The organism is Adlercreutzia mucosicola DSM 19490 (assembly GCF_000422625.1).
In the GTDB taxonomy this organism is placed as follows: domain Bacteria; phylum Actinomycetota; class Coriobacteriia; order Coriobacteriales; family Eggerthellaceae; genus Adlercreutzia; species Adlercreutzia mucosicola.
This window is the reverse complement of the sequence record NZ_AUGK01000027.1, coordinates 1-1,408: the sequence shown is the minus strand read 5'-3', so window position 1 is coordinate 1,408 and position 1,408 is coordinate 1. Positions and strand designations below refer to the sequence as shown.

At 70.1% G+C, this 1,408-nt stretch carries 2 protein-coding genes; both read right to left on the bottom strand.

Going from position 1 to position 1,408, the window contains the following annotated elements:
* Positions 1 to 194 precede the first annotated feature (194 nt).
* On the bottom strand, positions 195 to 941 hold the full coding sequence (gene istB, locus G503_RS0111025) for an IS21-like element helper ATPase IstB (protein ID WP_202805179.1): 747 nt from the start codon (positions 939 to 941) through the stop codon (positions 195 to 197).
* The coding region (locus tag G503_RS0111020; RefSeq protein ID WP_028027611.1) for a hypothetical protein at positions 938 to 1,408 on the bottom strand (471 nt) is incomplete at its 5' end. The genes G503_RS0111020 and istB, both read right to left, overlap by 4 nt.

Genomic DNA, 1,408 nt, shown 5'->3' with positions numbered 1-1,408 from the left:
CTAGCTGGCCTGCTAGAAGCGGCCCGCTTGCCGAGGTCCAGCTACTACTATGCGCTAGCGCATCCGAAGGCGCCCACGAGGCCGGAGCTCTGGGATGTTTTTGTCAACTAGGAACTTTCACTAGTGGCAACGAAAACTTTCATGCTGGGCACTGAAGCTTCTCAGGTTCGGCAACGGCGCGCCGTCCTCCCCGACTAGGCCCTTCTCGCCATCGGGGACGCCTCCATCCTCTTCGTCGGCCCCTCGAACACGACGAGGTGGCCGCAGTGGATTATCCTATCTATCATCGCCGCCGCCATCTGGTCATCGGCGAGGACCGAGCCCCAGCGCGAGAGCTCCAGGTTGGTGGCGACGATCAGGCTGCGCCGCTCGTAGCACTTCGACACGACCCGGAACAGCAGCCTTGCGCCCTGGCGGTCTATGGGCAGGTAGCCCAGCTCGTCGAGTATCACCAGGCCGGCACGCTCGACCTCGCGGAACACCCGGTCCAGCGCCCCCGCCTCCTCGGCCCTCTGCACCCTGGCCACGAGGTCGGATACGGTGGAGAACATCACGGAGAGGCCCCTGCTGCACGCCGCCGTGCCGCAGGCTATGGCCATGTGGGTCTTTCCGCTGCCCACCCCGCCGTACAGCACGAGGCTCCGCATCCTCCCCACGAACTCGCAGGACTCCACAGCCTCCCTGGCCACGCCCTCCGGCATGCGGATGCGTGACCAGTCGTAGCCCTCGAACGTCTTGGGGACGGGGAAGCGGGCGCGCTTGAGCAGCCTCTCGCGCTTGGACTTCTCCCGCCAGGCCACCTCCTCGTCGAACACCTCGCATATCAGCCGCAGGTCGCGCGTGGCGGCCTCGGAGGCGAACTTCTCCGCTGTGTGGTTCGACAGCATCACCGCGCGGAACGCCGCCCGGGCGCGCGCCTCCAGCTCCGTCCTCGCGCTCATGCGGCATCGCCGCCGAGCAGCCCGTCGTAGGCCGACAGGTCCGGCCCGACGTCCGGCGCCGTCCCCAGCCCGAAGCCGCCCATGCGCGCCAGCATCATCTCGACGTCGGGCCCGCGCACCGCACCGATCCTGGCGAGCACCTCGTCCAACGCGGCCGCCACCTCGTCGTACGACCACGACCGGCACCACCGCTCCATGCAGGCCGCCAGGTTGGACAGGGCCCGTGCGCCCATCGCGTCGATATGGGCGGCGACGCTGCCGGGCATCGCCGCCCTCGCCGGCGAGTTGCGCCACGCGCCCGGGCGCTTGGCGAGCATCCCCAGCTGGGACGCCGGGTCGGGCGACGGCGGCGCCGAGCCGAACCTCCTGGGGCGCTCGGCCAGCACCTCGCCGGCCGCATTGGCGAAGGCCGCCGTCGACGCTGGCGCGCCCGCGCTTGTCCGCGGCGGCCGAGCCGTAGCGCACGC

Coding starts and splice junctions, on each gene's coding strand:
- istB (WP_202805179.1), bottom strand. CDS start 941: ATGAGCGCGAGGACGGAGCTGGAGGCGCGCGCCCGGGCGGCGTTCCGC.